The following is a 22187-nucleotide window of genomic DNA, read 5'->3' as shown; positions in this document are numbered from 1 at the left end:
GGGGATGACACGGATCGGGGCGGACGCCGGCGCGCGCACGCGGGCCGCGCGGGGAAGGCCGAAGGGCGACGCCGCGCACGTGCCCGGCGGATTCCAGCAGGTCACGTATCTGTGGGACGCAGCTTCGGTCGCCCCTACTCCTCCCCGTACTTCCCCTCCGTCTCCGGGTCCAGGGCGAGTCGGTAGCCGCGCTTGACGACCGTCTGGATGAGTTTGGGGGTGCCCAGGGCCGTGCGCAGGCGGGCCATGGCCGTTTCCACCGCGTGTTCGTCGGTGCCCGCGCCCGGCAGGGCGCGCAGCAGCTCGGCGCGGGAGACGACCCAGCCCGGGCGCCGGGCCAGGGCGCGCAGCAGGGCCATGCCGGCCGGGGGGACCGGGCGCAGCTCGCCGTCGAGGAGGACCGCGTGGCCGCGGATCTCCAGGCGGTGCCCGGCCACGGGCAACGACGGGGTGCGGGACGGCAGTTCGCGGCAGAGCAGCTGCACCAGCGGGCCGAGACGGAAGCGTTCGGGCTGCACCGTGTCCACGCCGCGTGCCTGCAAGGGCACCGCGGTGACCGGGCCGACGCACGCGGCCACCACCCCATGGGCGAAGGACTGGAGCAGCCGGGGCAGCATGCCGCGCTCCTCGGCCCGGGCCAGCAGGGACGCGGCGGCCGGTGCGCTGGTGAAGGTGACCGCGTCCAGGCCGCGGGAGGCGGCGGCGTCCAGCAGGCGGTCGAGGGGGCCGAGGTCCTGCGGGGGCATCCAGCGGTAGACCGGCACCGGGACGACCTCGGCGCCCGCCGCCCGCAGGGACTCCACGAAGCCCGGCAGCGGTTCGCCGTGCAGCTGGACCGCGACCCGGCGGCCGTCCACGCCCTGGACGAGCATCCGGTCCAGGACCTCCGCCATGGACTCCGACGACGGCGACCACTCCTCGGTCAGCCCGGCCGCGCGGATCGCGCCCTTGACCTTGGGGCCGCGGGCCAGCAGCTCCGCCCGGCGGAGCCGGTCCAGCAGTCCGTCGCCCAGTCCCCAGCCCTCGGCGGCCTCCACCCAGCCGCGGAAGCCGATCGCGGTGGTGGCGACCACGACGTCGGGTGCCCGGTCGATGATCTCCTTCGTGGCGGCGAGGAGTTCGCTGTCGTCGGCGAGCGGCACGATCCGCAGGGCGGGCGCATGGACGACGTCGGCGCCGCGTCGCTGCAGCAGCGCGATCAGTTCGTCGGCCCGGCGAGCGGCTGTCACGCCCACGGTGAACCCGGCCAGCGGCCCCGGCTCGAGCCGCCCGGCTGCCTGCTGTTCGTCGTGCATGCACTCTCCTAGCTGACCGGCATCCGCCGGCATCCGAGCCTGTCAACAGCGTGTGACAGGCTCGGTTCCGCCGCATTGCGCCGGTGTTACGTCACGCCTCGGCGTGTTCCAGGCGCGGTTCCGCTCCTGTCGTCACGGTAGTCACGGTCCGCCCGGCCGGTCGACGCAGGTATACGGCCCAGGTCAGCGCGAAACACACGGCGTAGTAGACGAGGAAGGCGACGAACGCGCCCGTGCCGGAGCCGGAGGAGAGGAAGGACTGGCGGAAGGCGAGGTTGATGCCGACCCCGCCGAGCGCCCCGACCGCGCCGATCAGTCCCATGGCGGCACCGGACAGGCGGCGGCCGTACGCCGTGGCGGCCTCTCCCTGAAGTCCCCGGGACAGCGCCTTGGCGTGGAAGATGCCGGGGATCATGGTGTAGGAGGAGCCGTTGCCGAGCCCGCTGAGGGCGAACAGGGCGACGAAGACGGTCACGAACAGCGGCAGCGAGGCGCGCATGCTCGCCACGATCAGTCCGGCGGTCGCGGCGGCCATGGCGACGTAACACCACAGGGTGATGCGCGCGCCGCCGTAGCGGTCGGCGAGCCGGCCGCCGAGCGGCCGGATCAGCGAGCCGAGCAGCGGGCCGACGAAGGTGAGGTAGGCGGCCTGCAGCGGGGTCCGGCCGAACTGGCCGGTGAGCACCTGCCCGAAGGCGAAGCTGTAGCCGATGAAGGAGCCGAAGGTGCCGATGTAGAGCACCGACATGATCCAGGTGTGCGGGTCGCGGGCGGCGTCCGCGGCGGCGCCGGTGTCGTTGCGCACCGTCGCCAGGTTGTCCATGCAGCGGGCGGCGCACACGGCGGCCACCACGATCAGCGGGATGTAGATCCCCAGCAGGACGCGCGGCCCGCCGTTCGCGGCGATCACGGCGAGCGCCACCAGCTGGATCGCGGCCACGCCGACGTTGCCGCCGCCGGCGTTGAGGCCGAGCGCCCAGCCCTTCTCCCGCAGCGGGAAGTAGGCGTTGATGTTGGTCATGGAGGAGGCGAAGTTGCCGCCGCCGATGCCGGCGAGCAGCCCCACCCACACAAAGGTGGTGAAGGAGGTGCCGGGGTGCATGACGGCGAAGGCGGCGACCGTCGGCACCAGCAGCAGGGCGGCCGAGATCACCGTCCAGTTGCGGCCGCCGAAGACGGCCACGGCGAAGGTGTAGGGGACGCGGACGACGGAGCCGACGAGGGTGACCAGGGAGGTCAGCAGGAACTTGTCGGCGGCGGTGAGGCCGTACTCCGGGCCCATGAAGAGCACCAGCACGGACCACAGGGTCCACACCGAGAAGCCGATGTGCTCGGACAGCACGGAGAACCACAGGTTCCGGCGGGCGATCCGGCGTCCCGTCGTCCTCCAGAACTCCTCGTCCTCCGCGTCCCAGTGTTCGATCCAGCGTCCTGTGCGGCGAGGGGGGATCGGGGCTCGGGCTGTCATCGCGCCTCCACGGGCTCCGGCTGCTCGGTCCGGTGTCGACCTGCCGTCGACTGACTCGAACCGACGCTAGAAAGGGCGCGTTTCCTTGCTGTGGCGGCGGGTGACCGCGAGGGAACGTTGCTCTCACCGTCCCGGGCGGGGCGGTGAGAGGGCCGGGCCCGGCGCCCGGCGGCTTGTCGCAGCGAGTGCGTGCCTGCGACCGGTCGCAGCGTCTGCCCCGGCCGGTGCGAGTGTCTGCCCCGGCCGGTCTCAGCGCTTGCCTGCCGGCCACGGACGTGGTCGGCGGCGTGCCGCGAGGTCCTCGACCCAGCCGAAGGCGAGGATCGCGACGCCGAGCAGCGGCCACACCAGGACGCACATCCACAGGCCGCTGCCGGCGTCGAGGACGGCGGCCGCCTCCTCGCCGCGCAGGAGCGGCAGCCGGTAGACCTGGTCGAGCAGCGGGACGGTGGCGGTGATGAGCAGGTTGTGCCACAGGTAGACGGTCACCGCGCGGTTGTTGGCCAGGGTGATCAGGCCGTCGAAGCGGCGCAGCCGGTCCGGCAGCCGCCGCCAGGACGGGGCGCAGTGCAGCAGGACCACCACGGCGCCGAAGGACCACAGGGCCTGGGCGAGGGGGATGTCGTTGAGGTCCCAGCCGCTGTCCCCCCGGTGTCCGGCGGCCCACGCCAGGCCGGCCGCCATGAGGAACGTCGCGCCGGACACCGCCAGGGAGCGGGGGACGCGCCGCAGTGCTCCCTGGTGGTGGGCGAAGCCCAGGATCCAGCAGGCGCCGTAGACCGCGAAGTCCGTCACCGCGTCGCCCGCCTCGCCGGGGAGGGTCACCAGGCCGGTGCCGAGCACCGCGGCCAGGGCGAGCGGGGCGAGCAGGGTGGGCCACGGGGCGCGGCGCCAGGCCCGCAACAGCAGGGGCGAGGCCAGCACGAACCACAGGTAGGCCCGCAGGTACCACAGCGGGCCGGCCGCGTCTGCCGCCCAGGTCGTGCCCAGCGGGCCGGAGGCGGAGCCGAGGTGCTCCGGGTAGGGCGGGGCGCCGAGGGGGACGAGGTAGGTCAGGAGCCCGGCCAGGGCCGTGATGCCACCGGAGTCGGGGCCGTGCATCGGGTTCCAGCCGGCGAGCAGGAGCAGCGGGAGCAGGACGGCGGCGAACGCCCACAGCGGTGGCAGCAGGCGGCGCAGCCGCCCCCGGAGCACGCCGGGCGCCGGGCGGCGCTCCAGGGAGCGGGCCATCAGGGAGCCGGCCAGCGCGAACATCACGCCCATGGAGGGGAACAGCACCGTCAGCCAGGCCCAGCCGAACAGGTGGTAGAGCACCACCCGGAGCAGGGCCAGGGCGCGCAGCAGGTCCAGGTACCGGTCGCGGCCGGGGGCCGGGGAGTGGTCGGGGGCGGTCCGTGCCGCCAGGGTCTCGGTCATGCCACGGGTCTCGGTCATGCCACGCCGCTCCCGGGTGCGGTGGTGCTCGTCGCGTCCGCCGGTTGTCGTGGCCGTGCCGGCCGCGCCGGTCCGGGCGCGCGCAGCACGCCGGTGCGGCGCAGCTTCTGCCAGCGCAGCCGGCCGCCGGTCAGCGCGGTGATCCAGGACTGGAGCAGCACCACGTACATCAGCTGCCGGTACAGGATCTGCTGCAGCGGCAGCGAGACCAGGTGGATCATGGGCTCGCGGTCCAGGCGGAAGGCGTAGGCGGCGCACAGGGCCTGGACGGCGAGCATGCCGAGCCAGGCGGCGATCGTCTTCTGCGTGGGCCCGAAGACCAGCCCGTACACGAGGAACAGGTCGATCAGCGGGGCCAGCAGCGGGGCGACGACCATGAACAGGGCGACGAGCGGCAGGCCGACGCGGCCGAACCGGCCGGAGGGTCCGCGGTCCAGCAACGCGCCACGGTGTTTCCAGAGGGCCTGCATGGTGCCGTAGGACCACCGGTAGCGCTGGGACCACAGCTGACGGACCGTCTGCGGCGCCTCGGTCCAGGCGCGGGCGTTCTCCGCGTAGACGACCCGCCAGCCGGCGCGGTGCAGGGCCATGGTGAGGTCGGTGTCCTCGGCGAGGGTGTCGTCGCTCAGGCCGCCGGCCTGCTCCAGGGCGGAGCGGCGGAAGGCGCCGACCGCGCCGGGGACGGTCGGCATGCAGCGCAGCACGTCGTACAGGCGGCGGTCGAGATTGAAGCCCATCACGTACTCGATGTGCTGCCAGGACCCGATGAGCGAGTTCCGGTTGCCCACCTTGGCGTTGCCGGCGACGGCACCGACCCGCGGGTCGGCGAAGGGCTGCACCAGCTCGCGGACGGTGGACGGTTCGAAGACCGTGTCGCCGTCCATCATCACGATCAGGTCGTGGGACGCCTCGGCGACGCCCCTGTCGAGGGCGGCCGCCTTGCCGGCGTTGCGCTGCCGGACGACGCGGACGCCGGGCAGGTCCAGGGCCTCGACGAGGTCGGCGGTGCCGTCGGTGGAGCCGTCGTCCACGACGACGACCTCCACGGGGTGCTCGCCGGCCATCAGCGAACGCACGGTGTTCTCGATGCACGTGGCCTCGTTGTACGCCGGGACGACGACCGACACCGGATCCGTGACCGGCGGTCCCCATCCCGGACCCCGGCGGCGGCGCCGGGCGTGCACGGCGGAGAGCAGCACCATCAGGGCGAACCGGGCGAGGACCAGGGCGCCGACCACCGCCAGGCAGACCACCAGGGCGTCGGTGATCCGCTCGGCGGCCTGCACCAGGAGGATCCACGCTTGCCCTGCCACAGCTCGGCGCCGGTGACCGGGGTGAGCGCGCTGGGGGCTCCCAGGGCCTCGGTGAGGTTGTCGAACCGGTAGCCGCGGGCCTGGAGTGCGGGCAGATAGCGGTCGAGGGCCTGCACGGTCTGCTGCCGGTCGCCGCCGGAGTCGTGCATGAGGACGACGGCGCCCTCGTGGCCCTTCGGGGTGGCCCGGCGGACGATCTCCGCCACGCCCGGCCTGCGCCAGTCCTCGCTGTCGAGGGTGTTGACGACGGTGAGGTAGCCGCGCCGGCCGACGGACCGGGTCACCGGCCAGGACCGGTCGTCCATGGCGTCGGCGAAGGAGGAGTACGGCGGCCGGAACAGCGAGGTGCGCACCCCGGCCGCACCGGTGAGGGCGAGCTGGTTCTGCGACAGCTCCCAGTCGATGCGCCGCTCGGACTGGTACGACAGGTCGGGGTGGTTGAAGGTGTGCAGGCCGACCTCGTGCCCCTCCGCGACCATGCGCCGCACCAGGTCCGGGTGGCGCGAGGTCATGGTGCCGGTGACGAAGAACACCGCGTGCGCGTGGTGCCTCTTGAGCACGTCCAGCACGTTCGGCGTCCACGTCGGGTCGGGGCCGTCGTCGAAGGTGAGGACCAGTCGGCGGTCGGGGATGCGCAGGCTGGTGGCCTGTCCGTGCCGGGTGTCGATGACCGGGCCGCCGTCCAGGATCCGCTGCGGCACCCGGTCGGTGGCGGCCTCGGGGCGGATCCGGTGGTCGGCGAGGATCTCGCTGTGCACATAGCCGCGCAGCATCAGCATCGCCATCAGCGCGGCCAGCAGCAGTGCGGGCACCAGCAGCCGCAGCGGCAGGCGCCGCGGTGGGCGGCGGGTGCGGGCGGCGGCACGGGCGTCGTGGGCGGCGGGCCTCGGACGGAGGCGGGCCATCAGGCGACGACTCCCGACGCGGACGGGGGCGGGGACGGCGTCCGGGTGCCGGACGGGCCGGGCCCTGCGGTGGGGCCGGGGCCGGTCGTCGCACCGGGGGTCGTGGTCGGGTGCGGTGCCGTGGTGACGGGCACCGGACTGCCCGGGCCGGTCGCGACGCTGCCGGGGCCGTCCCCGCCGGGTCCGGTGCCGCTGGGGTCCGGTGGTACGGGGGTGCCGTCGGTGGGCGTACCGCCGCCGTCGGGCGCCGTCGGAGCGGGCCAGGTGCCGACCGGTGGCCTGGTCGGCCGGGTCGCCGGGGTGCGCACGCCGGCCGAGGGCCGGTGCGGGCCGCCGGTGGCGGTGGCGGCGGATCCGGGGTCGGCCGAGGTGCCCGGGTGACTGGGACCGGCGGACGCCCCGGTCGGGGTGGTGCCGGGCTCGGGCCGGGCTCCGGCCGCCGCGGGGGCGGACGTCCGCGGTGCGCCGGCCGGGGCGGGCGCACCGGGCACGCCGCCGCCGGTGCCCGACGGGCCGGCGGAGCGCGAGGGCTCCGGGGTGGTGTCCGCCGTGCTCGCGGGCCGGTCGCCGCCCTGGCCCGGCACCGGAAGCCACGGGGCGGTGGAGTTGCCCGAGACGAGGGTGGCGACGATGACGACGGCGTAGCCCGCACAGGCCACCCCGACCGCGATGCCGAGACGGCGGACACGGCGGCTGCGGCGGCCGGAGACGTCGACGAACACCGGGCGGTGCGCACCGGCGCCGAACCGCTTCTCTCGCTGCGACCCCTCCGGCCGGACGGTCCATGCGGAGGACTTCTCGGCGACGGATCCGATGTCCGGCCTGCTCGCCCTGTTCGCCGCGTGCTTGTTCGCCTTGTCCGTCTTGTTCGCCTTGTTCGGCGTGCCCGGCTCCTCGGTCCGGGGATCCCGGCAGTGCCGGGTGTCCCAGGGGTCCTCGACGCGGGCCGCCGTCAGGGCGCCCGTCTCCGGGAACGTCTGGGCCTCGACATCGGCTCCCCCCGCCGCACCGGCCTCGGGCCATTCGGGTCGGGCCGGCTCCGGCCCCTTCGTCACGTGCACGTAGCTCCCCCCACGGGAGTGTTCCGGGGTGCGCCTGCGGCTGCCGAGCCCACGCCGCCGGGACAGGCCCCCACCTGCCCGAGCGCCCCCGTGTTCCCACCCTGCTCGGTGCAGATGAACGTACGCCCGCGCACGCCGGCGCACGCCGAGAAGCCCGATGCTGAACGGAAATGATCGATGCGCCCCCGAATGCCTCCCTTCAGGGACGACACCTGCGGCGGGCCTGGGCGCGGGCTGCCGGGCATGGGCAGGGGGGCGCCGGGCACTGCCACAAGGCCGCCGGACATGACAAAGGCCCCGTCGCGCCGGGCGACAGGGCCTTGCCCACATGGGGTGTGAGTGGAGATGGCGGGAATCGAACCCGCGTCCAACGGTGCAGAACCAGGGCTTCTCCGTGCGCAGTCCGCTTCGCTTTTCTCGGCCCCGGAGATCACGCGGACAAGTCTCCGACGGGCTCAGTCACTGTGTGGTTTCCCTCTTCACCCCGTGACCGGGATCGAGGTGGAGTTCCCTAGCTGATGCCAGGATCCGGGTCGGGAACAGCCCCGGGCTGACACTCCCGTGATAGGAGGCTCGCGGTCGCTACCTGAGATCAGGCAGCGAGGGCGAAGGCCTGCTGGGAGGAATCGCGCTTGGTGTTGGCGATTATTTTTTTCGGCCTGTGGTTTACGAGATCATGGCCGCTTCCTCGGCACGCTTCCCCTGCTTCAACAGCCGCTGTCGAAACCGATCATCCCCATGTTGATTTTTCAAACCCTCCGACGAGGGGGCGCACACCCTTGCGAGAAGGGCATCGCACCGGCTCGCGGTGCACGGGACATCGTACGTGACCAACGCCCGCTGATGCCAGCATATTCCGTCCCCTCCCGCGCCGGGACGTCCCGGCGTCGCCGTCCGGCCGGTCCGCGGACGGTGCCCGGTCGCGCCGCCCTGTTCAGACCCGCTGCCGGCGCCGGGCCGCGGCCATCGCACGGGCCGCCTCGCGGCGGTCCTGCTTCTCGCGCAGCGTCTGCCGCTTGTCGTACTCCTTCTTGCCCTTGGCCAGCGCGATCTCGATCTTGGCGCGGCCGTCCTTGAAGTACAGGGACAGCGGCACGATCGTGTGCCCGGTCTGCTGGGACTTCGCCTCCAGCTTGTCGATCTCCACCCGGTGCAGCAGCAGCTTGCGCTTGCGGCGGGCGCTGTGGTTGGTCCACGTGCCCTGGCTGTACTCGGGCACGTGCACGTTGTGCAGCCACGCCTCGTGTCCGTCCAGCTGCACGAAGCCGTCGGCCAGCGAGGCACGGCCCTGGCGCAGCGACTTCACCTCCGTGCCGGTGAGGACCAGCCCGGCCTCGTAGGTGTCGAGGATGTGGTAGTCGTGCCGCGCCTTCTTGTTCTGCGCGATCAGCTTGCGCCCTTTTTCCTTTGCCATAGTGCCGTCATTTTCGCACCTCGCAGCGGGCATGCGGGAGCGAACACGGCCTCGTGGGCGCGGGTCGGCGGCCCGCTTCAGCGGGACTGGCCGAGGCCGGCCAGGACGGTGCGGGCCCGGCGCAGCGCATCGCCGTCCGCGGGCACGTCGGGGGTGATGCCGTGGCCGTCGACGGTGTGGCCGTTGGGGGTGCGGTAGTGCCCGACGGTCAGCTCGGCGACCGAGCCCCCGGGCAGTCGGCGCGGCATCTGCACCGAGCCCTTGCCGAAGGTCGGCGCGCCCACGACGACCGCGCGGCCGCGGTCCTGCAGGGCCCCGGTGACCAGCTCGGCCGCGCTCATGGTGCCCCCGTCGACGAGCGCGACCAGGGGCCGGGCGGTGTCGCCGCCGCGCCGGGCCCGCAGCATGTGCTCCCGGCCGTCGGCGTCGTAGGTGGCGACCAGGCCGCCGTCGAGGAAGGCGGAGGCCGTGGCGACGGCCTCGGTGACCAGGCCGCCGGAGTTGCCGCGCAGGTCCAGGATGACGCCGTCGCCGGGCGGCGCCGTGCGCACGGCGGTGCGGACGCTGTCGCCGACCCCCTTGGTGAAGGCGGAGATCTGCACGAGGGTCGCATGGCCGGAGAGCCGGCTCACCGCGACCGGGTCGGTCGACAGCCGGGCTCTGCGCACGGTCGTCGTCCAGGTGCGCCGGTCGCGTTCCAGCCCCAGGGTGACGGCGGTGCCCGCGGGTGCGTCCTCGGCGTCGCCGCGCAGCAGGGAGACCACCTCGGTGACGGGCAGCCCGTCCACCGTCCGGCCGTCGACGCTGCGCAGCCGGTCGCCCTTGCGGATGCCCGCCCGGGCGGCGGGCGAGTCCGGCCGCACCCGGGTGATGTCGATCCGGCCGTCCCGCTCGCGCCGGGCCGACAGACCGACCCCGGTGTACCGGCCGTCCAGGGCCTCCTGGAACTCCTCGTAGTCGTCGCGGGAGTAGACCGCGGCCCACCGGTCGCCGCTGCGGCTGACGGCCCGTTCGGCGGCCTCCAGGGGGGACTTGCCCTCGGCCATGGCCTCGGCCGCGGCCCTGGCGACGTCCTGCTGCGCCACGGTGGACGCGGCCGGACCGGTGGCGCCGGAGGTCTGGGGGCGGGTCGCCTGCGGCCGGGAGCCGGGCAGGGAGCCGGTCGCCGCCCCGGTCAGCAGCACACCGGCGAAGACCAGCGTCAGAGCGGCCCCGGCGCGCGGGCGGCGGGGCTGACAGAACAACAGGTCACGGCCTGGCATGGCGGTGAGTCTAGACAACGGCGACGGGCCGCACGGCGTGTTGACCGTACGGCCCGTCGAGGCGAGTGTCATACCTTCAGATACTTGCGCAGCGCGATGAACGCGGCCAACGCGGGCATCAGCACGCTCGTGGCCAGGATGAGCGGCAGCTTGGTGAGGACGGCGTCCCAGCCGATGAAGTTCACCAGGGTGAGCTTGTGGGCCAGGTCGAGGCCGTGGTCGATGATGAAGTACCGCCCGATGGCGAGGAACGCGCAGGCGAGTACGCCGCCGATGAGCCCGGCCACGGCGGCCTCGGCGATGAACGGCGCCTGGATGTAGAAGCCGGAGGCGCCCACCAGGCGCATGATGCCGGTCTCGCGGCGCCGGCTGAACGCCGAGACGCGCACCGTGTTGACGATCAGCATCAGCGCCACGACGAGCATCAGCGCCATCACCATGCGGGCGGCCCAGTTCATGCCGTTGAGCAGGTTGAAGAGGTTGTCCAGGATGTCCTTCTGGTCCTGCACGGAGTACACGCCGTCGCGTCCGTTGAAGGCGCTGGCGATGACCTGGTACTGCTGCGGGTCCTTCAGCTTGATGCGGTACGACTCCTGCATCTGGTCCGGGGTGATGGCGGAGGCCAGCGGGGAGTCGCCGAACTGTTCCTTGTAGTGCTTGTAGGCCTCGTCCTGCGACTCGTAGGTGACCTTCTCGACCACCGGCATCTTCTTCAGGTCCGCCAGGATGGCCTTCTTCTGGTCCTCCGTGACCGCGCCCTTGGAGCACTGGGGGTCGCTCTCGGCGTTGTTCTTGTTGCAGAGGAAGATCGAGACGTTGATCTTGTCGTACCAGTAGCCCTTCATCTTGCCGACCTGGTCGCTCATGAGCAGCGACCCGCCGAACAGCGCGAGGGACAGGGCTACGGAGACGATCACCGCGAAGGTCATCGTCAGATTGCGGCGGAGACCGACACCGATCTCCGACAGGACGAACTGGGCGCGCATGGCCTTGGGTCAAGCCTTTCCGACGTGGACTCTTCCGTCAGTGCTGGTAGCCGTAGACGCCACGCGCCTGGTCGCGGACGAGGCGGCCCTTCTCCAGCTCGATGACGCGCTTGCGCATCTGGTCCACGATGTTCTGGTCGTGGGTCGCCATCACGACGGTCGTACCGGTCCGGTTGATGCGGTCGAGCAGCTTCATGATGCCGACGGAGGTCTGCGGGTCGAGGTTGCCGGTGGGCTCGTCGGCGATGAGCAGCTTGGGGCGGTTGACGAAGGCCCGTGCGATGGCGACGCGCTGCTGCTCACCGCCGGACAGCTCGCCCGGCATCCGGTCCTCCTTGCCGCCGAGCCCGACGAGGTCGAGCACCTGCGGCACGGACTTGCGGATCTCTCCCCGGGACTTGCCGATGACCTCCTGGGCGAAGGCGACGTTCTCGGCCACCGTCTTGTTCGGCAGGAGGCGGAAGTCCTGGAACACCGTTCCCAACTGGCGGCGCATCTGCGGCACCTTCCAGTTGGACAGCCGCGCGAGGTCCTTGCCCAGGACGTGCACCTGGCCGTGGGTGGCCCGCTCCTCGCGCAGGATCAGCCGCAGGAAGGTGGACTTTCCGGAACCGGAGGAGCCCACGAGGAACACGAACTCGCCCTTCTCGACCTCCAGGGAGACGTCCCTGAGAGCGGGGCGGGACTGCTTGGGGTAGACCTTGGTGACGTTGTCGAATCGGATCACGGATGCACCACGTGTCGCCGGGGGTAGATGAGCGTGACATTACGCGAGTCGGCTGTGCGGGCGCAGGCGCTGGTGGGGGTTGCGGGACAGTTGGGCGTTATGTCCGCACCCTGCCGGACCTCCGGCCGCCCCGCGGGCCGGCCCGGGCCGCCCCCGGCCGTCCGGACGGCCCCCGCTCGGCGGGCTCCTCGGGGGATCACGCGCTGATTTCCGGGGAACCTGGCATGGTGGAGGAGGGAACGTTCGCGTGCGCGCGAGCGTTGAACAGGTGGAACCGGTGCAAGGAGGGCGAGCGCATGACGTACGACCGGCTGGTGTGCGCGAACTGCGCGGCGCCCGTGAGCGAGGGCCGGTGTCCTGTGTGCCGCGCGAACCGCGAGCGGCTGCAGCAGGAGTACGGATTCGCGGGCTGGAACCCGATGGCGCTGATCGCGCTGCTGGTGGTGCTGATCGCCGCAGTGGCGCTGCTGGCGCACCAGACCGTGTGAGGCGCGTTCCGCCGGCAGGGCGGGACGCCCGTTCGGCGGACAGCGGCCCGCCTGTCTCCACCGAACGTGCGACGAGGGGCCCGGAGCGTGTGCTCCGGGCCCCTCGGGCGTCATGCGCCGGGCGCTTTCCGTAGGCCTACGGATGCCGTCCGTCACGGACGGCTGTGACGGGGTGCGCTCAGGCGGCGGCGCCGCGGCCGGCCATCATGCGCGGCAGCACGCGGAAGCCGATGCCACCCGCGATCATCGTGGCGGCGCCGACCAGCAGGAACGCGGTCTGACCGGCACCGGTCTCGGCGAGCTGCTTGCCGCTGCCCTCACCCTGCGGGGTGGTGTTGCTGACCGGGGTGACCGAGCCCGTGTCGGTCAGGGCCGAGGAGCCCTGCTCCTGGGGGACGGTGCTGTTGCCGTCAGGGCTGGTGTTCGAACCGCCGCCGGAGGTGTCGCTGCCACCGCCGTTGCCGGCGCCGTTGTCACCGCCCGGGATGCCCGGGGCCTGGGTGTCGTCGTCACCCGGGGTGCCGGGGGTGTCGTCGCCACCACCGGGGTTGCCCGGCTGGTCGTCGCCACCGCCCGGGTTGCCCGGCTGGTCGTCACCGCCACCCGGGTTGCCCGGCTGGTCGTCGCCACCGCCCGGGTTGCCCGGCTGGTCGTCACCGCCACCCGGGTTGCCCGGCTGGTCGTCGCCACCGCCCGGGTTGCCCGGCTGGTCGTCGCCACCGCCCGGGTTGCCCGGCTCGTCGTCGCCACCACCCGGGTTGCCCGGCTCGTCGCCGCCCGGGGTGCCGGGCTCGTCGTCCTCGCACTCAGGGTTGGTGCCGATGTCGCACGTGGGGTCGTCGCCGGTGACGGCGACCTTGGCGGAGACACCGTCGGTGCCCAGGCCCACACCGATCTCCAGGCCCGCGGCCGACGCCGCACCCGCGGCGGTCAGCGAGGCACCGGCGGCGATCACGGCGCCGGCGGCTATCCTCGCGACCCGGATCCGCGTCTTCTTCGTCATGTAGTTGCTACCCCCAGTAGCTGGATGGTCTGTGAGGCCGCGCGCGGGGGCCGTGATCGACGGAGGTAGCTGAACAATGACGCAAGCCCCCCGGTTCACATGCGCCCCAGAGACACGCATGCCGCGCTTTACCCTCCCGGTAAATCAAAGCAACGTCAAGGCCGTTGCGAGCGCGATGTCCTGGTACGTGCTCTTTGCGGCGCGAAGAGCGATGTGAGCATGCTGCGAAGCCCCGGCAAGCGGGGACGAAAAAGGCAACCGCCGCCCCGAAGGCGGCGGTTGCCTTGTCGACAAAGTTACTTTGCTTGCTGCTCCTGCTGCTTGCGCCAGCGAATTCCGGCCTGCAGGAACCCGTCGATCTCACCGTTGAACACGGCCTCCGGGTTGCCGACCTCGTACTCGGTGCGCAGGTCCTTCACCATCTGGTACGGGTGCAGGACGTAGGAACGCATCTGGTTGCCCCAGGAGTTGCCGCCGTCGCCCTTGAGGGCGTCCATCTTGGCCTGCTCCTCCTGGCGGCGCCGCTCCAGCAGCTTGGCCTGGAGCACGGCCATGGCGGTGGCCCGGTTCTGGATCTGCGAACGCTCGTTCTGGCAGGAGACGACGATGCCGGTGGGCAGGTGGGTGATGCGCACCGCGGAGTCGGTGGTGTTCACGCCCTGGCCGCCGGGGCCGGAGGACCGGTAGACGTCGATGCGCAGGTCGGACTCGTCGATGTCGACGTGGTCGGACTGCTCGACGACGGGCAGCACCTCGACACCGGCGAAGGAGGTCTGCCGACGGCCCTGGTTGTCGAAGGGCGAGATGCGCACGAGCCGGTGGGTGCCCTGCTCGACGGAGAGGGTGCCGTACGCGTACGGCGCCTGCACGGCGAAGGTGGTCGACTTGATGCCGGCCTCCTCGGCGTACGAGGTCTCGTACACCTCGGTCTTGTAGCCGTGCTGCTCGGCCCACCGCAGGTACATGCGCTGCAGCCGCTCGGCGAAGTCGGCGGCGTCGACACCACCGGCCTCGGCGCGGATGTTGACGAGCGCCTCACGGGCGTCGTACTCGCCGCTCAGCAGCGTCCGGACCTCCATCTCGTCCAGCGCCTGGCGCACGGCGGCGAGTTCGGCCTCGGCCTCGGCGCGGGTCTCCGGGTCGTCCTCCTCCTCGGCCATCTCGAAGAGGACCGCGAGATCGTCGATCCGCCCGCGCAGCGCCTCCGCCTTCCTGACCTCGGCCTGGAGATGGGAGAGCCGGCTGGTGATCTTCTGCGCCTCGTCCGGGTTGTCCCACAGGGACGGCGCGGCCGCCTGCTCCTCGAGCACGGCGATGTCTGCCCTCATCTTGTCGAGGTCGAGAACGGCCTCGATCGACTCCATGGTCGAGGAGAGGGACTTCAGCTCTTCGGATACGTCGACGACTGCCACGCCTCCAGCGTAACGGCTCCGCCAACCGGGGAGCGCCGGGCGCGGCGGACCGCCCCGGGCGGGCGCTACGGCACCGCAGGAGCCGAGTGGGGGGCGTCCGGGGGTGTGTCGTCCGCGGAGGTCGCCCACCAGGCGCCCGCGCCCACCGCGGCGACCAGGGCGAGCCCGGCCACGGACAGGGTGATCCGGCGGCGCCGGGCCGCGGTGCGGTGGCGGGCCGAGCCGGGGCGGGGTGTGCCCGGGGTGCGCGGGGCGCGGGCCGTGCCGCGGGCGCCGCCGGCCAGCTCGTCGGGCGCGGGCACCCGCATCGAGGTGTGGGTGTCCCGGTTGGAGTCCGGCTTGGTGCCCGGCACCAGGGACACCGCTCCCCGGCGCCGTGCCGGGGCCCCGGCGGCCGGAGCCGCCTGCGCCGGCGGTTCCTCCGGGGGCTCCTCCACCGGGTCGTCGTCCGGCTCGTCCACCTCCAGCGCGGGCAGCCCGGCGAGGGCGGGCAGCAGCTCCCGCAGCCGCGTCGCCAGCTCCGAGGCGCGCAGCCGGGACGCCGGGGCCTTCGCCAGGCACTGCACGATCAGCTGCCACAGCTCGTCGGGGATGCCGGGCAGCGGCACCACCGTCTCGGTGACATGCCGGCGCAGCACCGCGCCGGGGTGCCCGCCGCCGAACGGTGTGAAGCCGGCCAGCAGCTCGTACAGCACCGTGGCCAGGGCGTAGATGTCCACCGCGGCGCGCGCCGGCAGGCCCTCCACGATCTCCGGGGCCAGATAGTCGGGGGTGCCGATGATCTTCGTCGCGCGGGTGCGCTTCGGGGCGTCGATGAGCTTGGCCACACCGAAGTCGGTCAGCAGCGCCGGATGCGCGCCGCCGGGGCCGAGCGGGCCCTGCATGTCCAGCAGCACGTTCTCCGGTTTGACGTCCCGGTGCACCACCCCGGCGGCGTGGGCCGCGGCCAGCCCGTCCGCCACGTCCGCCACGATCGCCACGGCCGCCTCGGGGGCGAGCCGGCGCTCCCGCTCCAGGCGGGTGCGCAGGTCGGTGCCGCGGACCAGGTCCATCACCAGGGCGACGTCGTCGCCGTCGACCACGAGGTCGCGCACGGAGACGACGTGGGGGTGCTCCAGCCCCAGCAGGGCGGTGCGCTCCTGCACGAAGCGGCCCACGAGTTCCTGGTCCGAGGCCAGGTCCTCGCGCAGCAGCTTGATGGCGACGGGGCCGTCCGGTCCCTCGCCGAGCCACACCGTGCCGGCGCTGCCCCGTCCCAGGATCTGGTGGGCGGTGTACCGGCTGCCGATCTTCCGTGCCAAGTCTGCTCCTGTACAGGCGTGTTGCCGACAAAGCTACGCGTGCGGCGAGCGTGGCATTCCCCGCGCGGGCGGAACTCACCCGTCGGGTGTCGGCACATCCCCGACGGGTGCCCGGCCACCACCACGGCCCGGCACCCCGGTCCGGCGCCCGGTCCGGCGCCGGCGGCCGGAGCCGGTGCTGCCGGGTGCGCCTCAGGTGCCGCTCAGGCTCTTGACCCAGTCGACCGCGTCGCGGACCCAGGTGGTCAGCTGGTCCCAGTAGCCCCTGCCGGTGCCGATCCAGCTCTGCAGCGGGCTCAGCTCCCACACGAGCCAGCCCGCGACGACCAGGAGGACGATGGTGAACAGGCAGCCCTTGAGGCATCCCAGCCCGGGGATCTTCATCGGGTTGGCGCTGCGCTGCCGCGGCGGCCGCGGCTCGCGCGGCGGCCTCGGTTCGCGGGCCGGCCGCCTGGGCTCGGGCGCGGGCGGCGGCGCGTACTGGTCGGGCTGCGGCGTCGCGCGGCGCGGCGGGGCGTACTGCTGCGGCTGGGGCTGCGGACGGGCGGGTCCGGGCTGCGGCTGGGGCTGCGGAGGTCCGGGCTGAGGCTGCGGGCGCGGCTGCTGCTGGGGCCGGACGACCTGCCGCTGGGGGCGGCGGCGCAGCGGGTCCTCGCTCGGGTCGAGGTACTGGATCTCGGTCTGCTCGTTGCGGTCGCGGGCCGCGCGCAGCTGGGTCTGCCAGGGGTGCGGCTCCTCGGGCTGCTGCTGACCGGCCGCCTGGTCGGGCTGCTCCGGGGCGCCGCCGGGCGGCATCGGCGGCATCACCCGGGTGGGGTCGGGCGCGCCGTGCTGGGGCAGGACCGCGGTCGGGTCGGCCGCGCCGGCCGGCCCGCCCGCGCCGTCGCCGGGGTTGGCGGACTGCGGCAGGACGCTGGTGGGGGCGTTCGGGTCGTAGGCGCCGGCCGGGGACGCCGCCGCGTCGCGCGGCAGCACCTGGGTGGGGTCGGCGGCGCCGGGCACGGACGCGGGCGCCGGGTCGGGCCCGAGCAGCGCGGCGACGCCCTCCGCGGCGGCGATCTGCGCGGCGGTGGCGTGCGCGCCCACGCCCTCGGCGACGACCCGCAGGGCCCGGGCGAGGTTCTCCGCGCTGGGCCGTTCCTCGGGGTTCTTGCGCAGGCAGCGCTCGATCACCGTCCACAGCGGTTCCGGAACCGTGGAGGGGCGGCGCGGCTCGGCGCTCAGGTGCTGGTGCAGCACCTCGAGCGCGGTGCTGCCGGCGAACGGCGGACGGCCGGTGACCAGCTCGTACAGCAGGATGCCGGCGCCGTAGACGTCCACGGCCGAGGTCTGCGGGCGGCCCTCGGCGGACTCGGGCGCCACGTACGCGGGGGTGCCGACGAACTCGTGGGTGCGGGTCAGGCCCGGGGAGTCGGCCAGGCGGGCGATGCCGAAGTCGGTGAGCATCGGGTGCAGCTCGCCGCCGGTCCGCCGCAGCAGCACGTTGGCGGGTTTCAGGTCGCGGTGGACCACCCCGTCGGCATGGCTCGCGGCGAGCGCGTCGGCGATCTGGGCGGTGAGCAGCGCGGCGCCCACGGGCGTGAACGGGCCGTTCTCGCGCAGATGGCGGTGCAGATCGGGGCCGTCGACGAGGTCCATGACCAGCGCCAGCAGATCGCCCTCGACCACCAGGTCCCGCACCCGCACGATGTTCGGGTGGGTGAGCCGGAGCAGCGCGGACCGCTCCCGCAGGAACCGCGTGACGATGTCGGGGTCGCTCGCCAGCTCCTCCTTGAGGACCTTGATCGCCACGGTCTCGCCGGGCCGGCCGGGCACGGCCGCCTCGTCGCCCGCGGTCTCCCGCTGGCGTCCTCGCCAGACGGTCCCGGTGGCACCGCGCCCGAGCGGCTCCTCCAGGAGGTACTTGCTGCCTACCGGCCGCACGTCATGCACTCCCTGTGCTTGCTTGCCTGGTCCCGCGCCGCCCTGCGGTGCCAACGCGGTGTTCCGACCCACTGTAGGGCGTGGCCCGAGGGTCCCGCCCGCCCCGCGTCCCGATCCCGTGGGCCCGAGGGCTGCTGCGACACCGCACCACCACGGGTACGGGTGCACGACCCCGGGTGCGCGGGTACGACGGGAAGACGTTGCCCCGCAGCACGCGGTTGCACACAGACGGGCGCGAGCGGTCCCGTGACGTTCTCGACGGGTCCGGAAACGGTCGTTCCCAGCCCTCTGATCAGTCACTTTTAGGGGCAGAGCCGACCAATCAAGATCACTCAGCGGTGGGCGGCGGGCACCGTGCCGACGGCAGGTGCGAGGATGCCAATCGTTACTGGCCGACGTGCTCGTGCGGCGGTGGGGGATGTCCGTGGTGGGGGGACCGCGGGACGGTTCCGTCCCTGACTGCTCGCGGTGAGAACAGAAGGGACCGCTGACGGCGATGCAGATCCGGCTGACCGTCGTAGACCCCCAGGGCCCGCTCTCCTCCGCCACCGGCCGCCCTGCGGGCCGCGACGTCCTCGTCACGGCACCCGCGGGTACGGCGCTGGACACGGTGGCGTCGGCGCTCGCCGCCGCGGTCGCCGGGGACACCGGTACGGCGCCGCCCGAGCGGGCCGGCCGGGAGCGCGCCGACGGACGGGCCGGCCGCGACGGCGGCCCGGGCCCGGTGTTCTACGCGGGCGCCGAACGGCTCGACCCCGGGCGCCGCACCCTCGGCGAGCCGCCGCTGCTGGACGGCGCGGTGCTGTCGCTGGGTGCACCGGCCGAGCCCGAGCCGCATCCCGAGCTGGACGAGGCCCCCACCCAGCTGCACGTGGTCGCGGGGCCGGACGCGGGCGGGGTGCATCTGCTGCACGGCGGGCAGATCGTCGTCGGCCGCTCCGCCGACGCCGACGTCCCGCTCGACGACCCCGACGTCTCCCGGATGCACTGCGCGATCACGGTGCTGCCCGACGGCCGGGTCACGGTCGCCGACCTCGGCTCCACCAACGGCACCGTGCTGGACGGGGAGCCCGTGGGGGAGCAGCCGGTCCGCTTCGTGGCGGGCGCGCTGCTGCGCATCGGCGAGTCGGCCCTGCGGCTGACGCCGTCCGCCGGGCCGGCGGCCCGGGTGGCGACGGCACCGGACGGCCAGGGCCACCTCCAGCTGACCGGACCGGCGACGGAGGAGGACGCTCCGGGCGCTCCGGGCGCTCCGGGTGCTCCGGGCGCTCCGGGCGCTCCGGGCGCGGCACCCGCGCCGGAGCACCACCGCGTGCCGGACGCCGGGGCGCCTGCGCCGTCCGGCACCGCCGGGGACGCGGGCGCACACCCCGGCGCCCACACCGCGTTCACCACCGGCGTCGCCGCCCCCGGCACCGGCGGCGCTCCGGTCGCCCCCGGCCACTCCCCCGCGCCAGGCCGCTCCCCCGCCCCCGGCACGTCCTACGCCACCGGCACCAGCACGGCCTTCGGCGCGCACCCGACCTCCTCCGGCACGGGCACCGCACCCGGCACGGGTCAGGCCCGCGGCGGCGCCGGCCCGCTGGTGCCGGCCCAGGGCGCGGCTCCGGGCGCCGAGAGCCGCGGGGCCCCGGAGGACCGCCCGCCCGCGCACGACCCCCGGGCAACCGCGGCCGCCGCCCCGTACGACGAGGCCGGCCGCCACCCGGAGGCGGACGACGGCGGCCCGGACACCGGCGGGCGCAAGGCGACCCCGCTGCGGGGCACCGACGCTCCCCAGGGCCTGCGCCGGCGCGGCGGGTTCGGCGCCTGGGCGCGCCGGCTGGCCGGCGGGCGCGGCACGCAGGCGCGGGGCGCGGCGGGCGACGGCGCCGCCGGGGACGGCGCGGCGCCGCACCCCTTCGGCCGGGTGCCGGCGACCGGGCTGCCGGAGACCTGGCCGGACCCGGCGGCGCTGCTGCTGGCCGCCCTGGGCCCGGGACCCCGGCTGTGGGAGCGCGGGCCGGACCACCCGGAGGTGCTGACGGTGCGGCTGGGCACCGCCGACCGTCCGGCCCCCGACGGCTCGGGCCGGCTGGTGCCCGCGGTCGCGGTGACCGCCGCGCTGCGCGAGGTGGGCGCGCTGGGCCTGGCCGGTCCGCGGGCCCGCCTGGCCGGGCTGGCCCGCGCCGTGCTGGCCCAGCTCGCCGCGCTGCACTCGCCGGAGCTGCTGGAGATCGTCCTGCTGAGCGCCGACGAGGACCGTCCGCTGCGGGAGCGCACCGAGGAGTGGTCCTGGCTCGGCTGGCTGCCCCATGTCCGGCCGCGGCACGGGCAGGACTGCCGGCTGCTGCTGGCCTTCGACGCCGCCCAGGCCGCCGCCCGCATCGAGGAGCTGCTGCGCCGCCTGGACGACCACCCCGGCGGGGCGCGGGAGCACGGCGTCGGCGGCCACCGCCCGTCGTGGGCACGGGACGGCGCCGGGGGCAGGGACCGGCGGCCCGCTTCGTTCACCGTGGTGGTCGTGGACGGCGACCCGGGCGACGACGCGGTGCGGCAGGAGCTGGTCCGGCTGACGCTGCACGGTCCGCGGGCCGGGATCCATGTGGTGTGTCTGGCCGAGGCGGCACCCGCCTCGCCGGCCTCGCCGCTGACCGAGTCGTACCGGGCGGCCTGCGCGGCGAGCGTGGTGTTCCGGGAGTGCGGGGCGGTGGCGCTGCTCAGCGGCGACGTGGCCACGGCGCTGCGGCTGATGCGGGTGGCGCCCGCGGGTCCCGGGGAGCGGATGCCGCTGACACCCGGTGCGGTCGCCACGGTGGACGCGGTGTCGGCGGCGTGGGCCGAGCGGTTCGCGCGGGCGCTGGCGCCGCTGCGCCCGGCGACGGGCGGCCGGCCCGCGCGGGTGTGCGCGCCGCTGCCGCCGACGGCACGGCTGCTGGACGAGCTGGGGCTGGCACGGGCCACCCCGGCGTCGCTCCAGGCCCGCTGGGCGAACGCGGCCGAGGACACGGCGGCACCCGGCGGGCGGGCCCGGGCGATACTCGGGGCCGGCCCGCACGGCCCTCTCGCCGCGGATCTGGTCGCCGACGGCCCGCATCTGCTGATCGAGGGGCCGGCGGGCAGCGGCCGTACGGAACTGCTGCGGTCGGTGGTGGCCTCGCTGGCCGCCGCCGAACGCCCCGACCGGCTCGGCGTGGTCCTGGTGGACGGCCGGGACGGCACCGGTGCGGCCGGTGAACCCGCCGACGGTCTGCGGGTGTGCACGGACCTGCCGCACGTCACCACCCACCTGTGCGCCAACGACCCGCTGCGCATGCGGGACTTCGCGCAGTCGCTGACCGCGGAGCTGAAACGGCGGGCCGAGCTGCTGGGGCGGGAGGACTTCGCCGCCTGGCACACCCGGCGGCGGCTGCCCGGCCGGATCGTCGCCCAGCGCACCGCGTCCGGCCGCGGGTCGGCCGTTGTGGTACCGGACGGCTCCGGCACCACGGAGGCCGGCGCCGCCGCCGGTGCCACGCTGCGGCTGCGCCCGGCGGCCGGGCAGCGGACCGAGCAGGCGCCGCCGCTGCCGCGGCTGGTGGTGGTCGTCGACGACCTGGACGCCCTGGTGACGCCCGCGCTGGGGGCACCGGGGCGGCCCGCGGCCGGGTCGGTGGTGCGGGCGCTGGAGGCGGTGGCCCGCGACGGCGGGCGGCTGGGCGTGCACCTGGTGGCGGCGGCCCTGCCCGAGGACCGTACGGCGCGGAGCGAACCGGCGCGGCGGGCCGCGCTGCGCATCACGCTGGACGCGCCGGGCTCCGGCCCGCAGCAGCCGGGGCCGGGCCGGGGCCGGCTGACCGGGCCGGACGGCACGGTGACGCCGTTCCAGGGCGGCCGGATCACCGGGCGGATCCCGCGGACGGCGACGCAGCGGCCCACGGTGGTGCCGGTGCAGTGGGAGCGCATGGGCGATCCGCCGACCCGGCGCACGGTGCGGGAGTTGGGCAACGGACCGACCGATCTGGCGCTGCTGGCCAGCGCGTTGGACCGAGCGGCCGACCAGGTGGCGGCGGCACGGGTCCCTTCGTTGCTGTAACCACCTTGTCGCGTACGGCTGTTGCGTCACTGACCTGGCATCACGACGTGGTCACGATCTTGCGGCGGGAGCCGGAGACGCTCTTGCCCGCGTCCGGGCCCCGGCGTACACCTGACGCGTCGGGACACCCGCTCGAAACAT

Annotated in this window: 14 protein-coding genes, 1 other RNA gene and 1 pseudogene; 2 read left to right on the top strand and 14 right to left on the bottom strand. The window is 74.4% G+C overall.

The annotated features are described in order from the left end of the window. Positions 1-134: 134 nt before the first annotated feature. The 10 genes and pseudogenes from OG899_RS16830 to ftsE all read right to left on the bottom strand — a co-directional run bounded on the left by OG899_RS16830 (position 135) and on the right by ftsE (position 11865). Positions 135-1295, bottom strand: coding sequence for a uroporphyrinogen-III synthase (locus OG899_RS16830; RefSeq protein WP_125498742.1), 1161 nt, complete (start codon positions 1293-1295; stop codon positions 135-137). Positions 1296-1386: 91 nt separating this feature from the next. Then, positions 1387-2763: a NarK/NasA family nitrate transporter gene (locus OG899_RS16825; RefSeq protein ID WP_125498740.1), complete on the bottom strand. Its 1377-nt coding sequence runs from the start codon at positions 2761-2763 to the stop codon at positions 1387-1389. 249 nt (positions 2764-3012) lie between these two features. Then, positions 3013-4179 carry an acyltransferase family protein gene (locus OG899_RS16820; protein ID WP_185867888.1) on the bottom strand — a complete coding sequence of 389 codons (1167 nt, stop codon included), beginning with the start codon at positions 4177-4179 and terminating at the stop codon, positions 3013-3015. Positions 4180-4193: 14 nt separating this feature from the next. Next, positions 4194-6415 (bottom strand): annotated as a pseudogene (locus tag OG899_RS16815) (glycosyltransferase). Further along, positions 6415-7470, bottom strand: coding sequence for a translation initiation factor IF-2 (locus tag OG899_RS16810; RefSeq protein WP_229814037.1), 1056 nt, complete (start codon positions 7468-7470; stop codon positions 6415-6417). Before OG899_RS16810 ends, OG899_RS16815 begins: the two are co-directional and overlap by 1 nt. Before the next feature lie 343 nt (positions 7471-7813). Next, positions 7814-8214: a transfer-messenger RNA gene (gene ssrA, locus OG899_RS16805) on the bottom strand. Between the two features lie 196 nt (positions 8215-8410). Continuing rightward, on the bottom strand, positions 8411-8890 hold the full coding sequence (gene smpB / locus OG899_RS16800; RefSeq protein WP_125498737.1) for an SsrA-binding protein SmpB: 480 nt from the start codon (positions 8888-8890) through the stop codon (positions 8411-8413). A 77-nt stretch (positions 8891-8967) separates the two neighbouring features. Next, a complete protein-coding gene (locus OG899_RS16795; RefSeq protein WP_125498735.1) occupies positions 8968-10152 on the bottom strand; it encodes a S41 family peptidase in 1185 nt (394 codons plus the stop codon). 68 nt (positions 10153-10220) lie between these two features. Continuing rightward, positions 10221-11138 carry a permease-like cell division protein FtsX gene (gene ftsX / locus OG899_RS16790; protein ID WP_168131955.1) on the bottom strand — a complete coding sequence of 306 codons (918 nt, stop codon included), beginning with the start codon at positions 11136-11138 and terminating at the stop codon, positions 10221-10223. Between the two features lie 37 nt (positions 11139-11175). Then, positions 11176-11865, bottom strand: coding sequence for a cell division ATP-binding protein FtsE (gene ftsE, locus OG899_RS16785; RefSeq protein ID WP_125498732.1), 690 nt, complete (start codon positions 11863-11865; stop codon positions 11176-11178). Between the two features lie 296 nt (positions 11866-12161). On the opposite strand from ftsE, the gene OG899_RS16780 reads away from it, so the two are divergent. Then, complete coding sequence (locus tag OG899_RS16780) at positions 12162-12353, top strand: hypothetical protein (RefSeq protein ID WP_125498730.1); 192 nt, start codon at positions 12162-12164, stop codon at positions 12351-12353. Between the two features lie 178 nt (positions 12354-12531). Here the strand turns inward: OG899_RS16780 and OG899_RS16775 are convergent, their stop codons facing one another. The 4 genes from OG899_RS16775 to OG899_RS16760 form a co-directional block, all read right to left on the bottom strand. Beyond that, entirely contained in the window at positions 12532-13356 is an 825-nt protein-coding gene (locus OG899_RS16775) for a hypothetical protein (protein ID WP_406311077.1), read from the bottom strand. 296 nt (positions 13357-13652) lie between these two features. Next, a complete protein-coding gene (prfB, locus tag OG899_RS16770) occupies positions 13653-14768 on the bottom strand; it encodes a peptide chain release factor 2 (RefSeq protein WP_125498727.1) in 1116 nt (371 codons plus the stop codon). A gap of 65 nt (positions 14769-14833) precedes the next feature. Next, entirely contained in the window at positions 14834-16069 is a 1236-nt protein-coding gene (locus tag OG899_RS16765; RefSeq protein WP_125498726.1) for a serine/threonine-protein kinase, read from the bottom strand. A 192-nt stretch (positions 16070-16261) separates the two neighbouring features. Next, entirely contained in the window at positions 16262-17992 is a 1731-nt protein-coding gene (locus OG899_RS16760; RefSeq protein ID WP_168131956.1) for a serine/threonine-protein kinase, read from the bottom strand. 496 nt (positions 17993-18488) lie between these two features. On the opposite strand from OG899_RS16760, the gene OG899_RS16755 reads away from it, so the two are divergent. Then, positions 18489-22046 carry an FHA domain-containing protein gene (locus OG899_RS16755; protein ID WP_406311076.1) on the top strand — a complete coding sequence of 1186 codons (3558 nt, stop codon included), beginning with the start codon at positions 18489-18491 and terminating at the stop codon, positions 22044-22046. Positions 22047-22187 lie beyond the last annotated feature (141 nt).

Source organism: Streptomyces thermoviolaceus (assembly GCF_045209695.1).
Classification (GTDB): Bacteria; Actinomycetota; Actinomycetes; order Streptomycetales; family Streptomycetaceae; genus Streptomyces; species Streptomyces thermoviolaceus.
The sequence above is the reverse complement of the archived record's forward strand: the minus strand, read 5'-3'. Positions and strand labels throughout refer to the sequence as shown.

What these genes read in the sequence shown, in the direction of transcription:
- OG899_RS16825 (WP_125498740.1), bottom strand. Translation starts at nt 2,763, where the DNA reads ATGACAGCCCGAGCCCCGATCCCCCCTCGCCGCACAGGACGCTGGATC.
- smpB (WP_125498737.1), bottom strand. Translation starts at nt 8,890, where the DNA reads ATGGCAAAGGAAAAAGGGCGCAAGCTGATCGCGCAGAACAAGAAGGCG.
- OG899_RS16820 (WP_185867888.1), bottom strand. Translation starts at nt 4,179, where the DNA reads ATGACCGAGACCCTGGCGGCACGGACCGCCCCCGACCACTCCCCGGCC.
- OG899_RS16755 (WP_406311076.1), top strand. Translation starts at nt 18,489, where the DNA reads ATGCAGATCCGGCTGACCGTCGTAGACCCCCAGGGCCCGCTCTCCTCC.
- ftsX (WP_168131955.1), bottom strand. Translation starts at nt 11,138, where the DNA reads ATGCGCGCCCAGTTCGTCCTGTCGGAGATCGGTGTCGGTCTCCGCCGC.
- OG899_RS16795 (WP_125498735.1), bottom strand. Translation starts at nt 10,152, where the DNA reads ATGCCAGGCCGTGACCTGTTGTTCTGTCAGCCCCGCCGCCCGCGCGCC.
- OG899_RS16775 (WP_406311077.1), bottom strand. Translation starts at nt 13,356, where the DNA reads ATGACGAAGAAGACGCGGATCCGGGTCGCGAGGATAGCCGCCGGCGCC.
- OG899_RS16830 (WP_125498742.1), bottom strand. Translation starts at nt 1,295, where the DNA reads ATGCACGACGAACAGCAGGCAGCCGGGCGGCTCGAGCCGGGGCCGCTG.
- OG899_RS16780 (WP_125498730.1), top strand. Translation starts at nt 12,162, where the DNA reads ATGACGTACGACCGGCTGGTGTGCGCGAACTGCGCGGCGCCCGTGAGC.